The sequence below is a fragment of the Pseudoalteromonas rubra genome, assembly GCF_005887115.1.
In the GTDB taxonomy this organism is placed as follows: domain Bacteria; phylum Pseudomonadota; class Gammaproteobacteria; order Enterobacterales; family Alteromonadaceae; genus Pseudoalteromonas; species Pseudoalteromonas rubra_F.
The window spans coordinates 1-329 of the sequence record NZ_PNCJ01000193.1 but is presented as its reverse complement, the minus strand read 5'-3'; the positions used below and the strand labels follow the sequence as shown (position 1 = coordinate 329).

General features: G+C 46.8%; 1 protein-coding gene. It reads right to left on the bottom strand.

The features are described from left to right. On the bottom strand, positions 1–329 hold a 329-nt coding region (locus CWB98_RS23725), incomplete at both ends, for a DDE-type integrase/transposase/recombinase (RefSeq protein WP_138546998.1).

Sequence of the window (329 nt, the reverse complement as noted above, 5' to 3'; positions counted from 1 at the left end):
TCATACGCATGGTTTGCGATTTCATCGGTGCACCGTTGTCTGAGTGTAAAACCACACCGCTATGCAGCGCATTTTCACGCACTAATGTTTGCTCCAGCAGGTTAGCTGCATGCTCACCTGATTCTTGCTCGTGGACTTCATGGCCCACTATTTTTCTGCTGTATATATCTTCGAGCATATACAGATAATAAAACTGCCCACGTACTGTGCTTGGCAGGTAAGTAATATCCCAACAAAACACCTGACAAGGTCCCGTTGCTGTGTATGTTGTTGGAAGAGGTACCCCATAAGATGGAGCGCTTCGACCTCGGTGATGCAACTGACCATTT